The sequence below is a fragment of the Enterobacter cloacae complex sp. GF14B genome, from assembly GCF_004136805.1.
Classification (GTDB): Bacteria; Pseudomonadota; Gammaproteobacteria; order Enterobacterales; family Enterobacteriaceae; genus Enterobacter; species Enterobacter hormaechei_C.
Genome location: NZ_QFRV01000186.1, coordinates 1 through 2,660, shown reverse-complemented (window position 1 = coordinate 2,660; position 2,660 = coordinate 1). Strand labels below are relative to the sequence as shown.

The window sequence follows — 2,660 nt, the reverse complement described above, 5'->3', positions numbered from 1 at the left end:
AAGGGAAACGCTACGCGCTGCACCACGCGATTATTGCGGGGGATACCGCGTACGGCAGCTGGCGCGACGGCGGCCTGACGCTGCTGGACGTGAAGGATCGCACCCAGCCTAAGCTCATTAGCCACCGTAACTGGAGCCCGCCGTTTGGCGGTGGGACGCACACCGCGCTGCCGCTGCCGGACCGCGATCTGCTGGTGGTGCTGGACGAAGCGGTGCTCGATAACCAGGAAGACGGCGAGAAGCTGATCTGGCTGTTTGATATTCGCGAGCCGTCGAACCCGGTGAGTATCTCTACCTTCCCGCAGCCGGATGAAATCGACTACGTGGCGAAAGGGGCGCATTTTGGCCCGCACAACCTGCACGAGAACCGGCCGGGGAGCTTTGTCAGCTCAACGCTGATCTTCGCGACGTATCAGAACGCGGGCGTGCGCGCGTATGACATTTCCAATCCGTATCGCCCGGTGGAAACGGGAGCGCTGGTGCCCGCGGCGCCGGAGAGGATGATGGATACGCGGCCGAATCGCCCGCAGGTGATCCAGTCGTGCGACGTGTTTGTGGATGCGCAGGGGATTATTTACAGCACGGATTATAACGGTGGGTTGTCGGTGATTGAGTATCTGGGGTGAGTGCGGTTTGATGCCCTCACCCCGGCCCTCTCCCACGGGGAGAGGGAGAAAATCAACTGTACTGCCGCACCCGCGCCACCAGCTCTTCCGCGCTGTCGATGCGGTCGGCAATCACAATCAGCGCTTTACCGAGGGATATCGCGTGGCGCAGGCATTCGTGACGCATCGCTTCATCCTGAATGGTGTCGATATCCGCCACATGGGAAAGCCCGACGCTGCGGCGAATCAGCTCGGTGCCGCAGAATCCGATGGCATCGTGCCAGACCTTTTTCAGGAATGCGGAGGCATAGCCCGGTGCGCTGAGTGCGGCGTCGCGGGCTTTCTCGTTTTCCAGCACCTGGAAGCGCTCCGCAAAGGTGTTCCACAGTTCCTGAATATCGGTCAGGCGCTGCTCGCGCGCGGCGGCGGCATCGCGAATGCCGAGGTGCCCCGGCAGGCCGCAGAAGTTCAGCAGCAGGTTGCCGATGGCGGTGCCAACGTCAAAGCCAATCGGCCCGAAATAGCCGAACTCAGCGTCGATGGCCTTCAGGCTGCCGTCGGCCACAAAAATCGAACCGCTGTGAATGTCTCCGTGCAGCAGGGCTTCGGCGTGCGAGAAAAAGCGGTGCTTGAGGGAGGCCACGGCGATTTTAAGCTGGGCGTCGTCGCGCAGGGCGGCAACATCGTTTTCCAGCTCGGCCGGGTAGCTGTTGCGCGCGTGGATCTGGTACGGATCGTTGAAGAACAGATCTTCGGTGATCTCGCACATCTCCGGGTTGATGAATTTTGCCACCTGCGCTTTTTTCTCGTGCGGATGCAGATAAAAATCGCTGGTGTGGAAAAGGGTGTGAGCCAGATATTCCCCCAGCTGACGCGCTGCCTGTGGGTAATAATTATTTCTGATCAGCTCGCCGCGCCAGATGCGATGGCTGGAGAGATCTTCCATCACCATCACCGCCAGTTCCGGATCAAAGTGGTGGATTTTCACGGTGTGCTGCGGGCTGTGCTGGTAATGCTCGACCAGGGTTTGCGCTTCAAGACGGGCACGATCCAGCGTCAGCGGCCAGGATTCGCCGACGCAGCGTACGTAGGGCAGCGCCTGCTTAACGACGATGCGGCTGACGCCCGCGCTGTCGAAAATTTTAAAAACCAGATTGAGGTTGCCGTCGCCCACTTCCTGCGCCTCTACCAGCGATGACGGATCGTCAAGTCCGCCAAACTGCCTGGCATACTCCACGGCGTCCTGAGCGGTAAAGGTACGGTATTGCGACATGGCCTGCTCCTCAGTTTTGCTAATTAAGACATGTAGACGTCTATACATCTGGATTTCATCCTGACACAATGTGCTACAACAACGCAACAGGGAATTAACGACATGCAGACATTACAGACGACCAGCCTGCGGGTGGCGAATAATCAGCTCTTTATTCTCGACCAACAGGCGCTTCCGCAGGAGAAACGCTGGGTGGATGCCTCGACGGTCGAGGCGCTGGTCGGGCATATCCACGCTTTGCGCGTACGTGGCGCGCCGCTGATTGGTCTCTCTGCAAGCCTGCTGCTGGCGCTGTTAGCGGAAAGCGGCAAAAGCCGCGACGAGCTGGCGGTGGCGCTGGAAACCCTGCGCGCATCCCGCCCGACGGCGGTAAACCTGATGAACAACCTCGACCGCATGAAGCTGGCGCTGTGGCAGGAAGAGTATGTTCCGGCGCTGGTGGCGGAGGCGCTGCGCCTGATTGACGAAGACAAACGGCTCTGCGACGCGATTGCAAAAGCGGGCAGCGCGCTGGTGAAGCCCGGCAGCCGTCTGCTGACCCACTGCAACACCGGCGGGCTGGCGACGGCGGGCGTCGGTACCGCGCTGGGGGTGATTGCTCGCGCGCATAAGGAAGGCAAGGTAAGCAACGTCTGGGTGGATGAAACCCGTCCGCTATTGCAGGACGGCAGGCTGACCGCGTGGGAACTCGGCGAGCTGGGCGTGCCGTATCAGCTAATTACCGACTCCATGGCCGCCAGCCTGATGGCAAAAGGGCAGGTCGACGCCGTGTGGGTGGGGGC

General features: G+C 60.7%; 3 protein-coding genes. 2 read left to right on the top strand and 1 reads right to left on the bottom strand.

The features are described from left to right. On the top strand, positions 1–626 hold a 626-nt coding region (locus DD606_RS24460), incomplete at its 5' end, for an LVIVD repeat-containing protein (protein WP_368853793.1). A gap of 52 nt (positions 627–678) precedes the next feature. On the opposite strand, the gene mtnK is transcribed toward DD606_RS24460, so the two are convergent. After that, positions 679–1,878, bottom strand: a complete 1,200-nt coding sequence (gene mtnK / locus DD606_RS24455) for an S-methyl-5-thioribose kinase (RefSeq protein WP_032657545.1) — start codon at positions 1,876–1,878, stop codon at positions 679–681. Positions 1,879–1,980: 102 nt separating this feature from the next. On the opposite strand from mtnK, the gene DD606_RS24450 reads away from it, so the two are divergent. Beyond that, positions 1,981–2,660 (top strand): S-methyl-5-thioribose-1-phosphate isomerase (locus DD606_RS24450; protein ID WP_129259364.1); only part of this gene is annotated, 680 nt, incomplete at its 3' end.

Excerpts from the sequence above, each read along its gene's own strand:
- mtnK (WP_032657545.1), bottom strand. The coding sequence starts at position 1,878 with ATGTCGCAATACCGTACCTTTACCGCTCAGGACGCCGTGGAGTATGCC.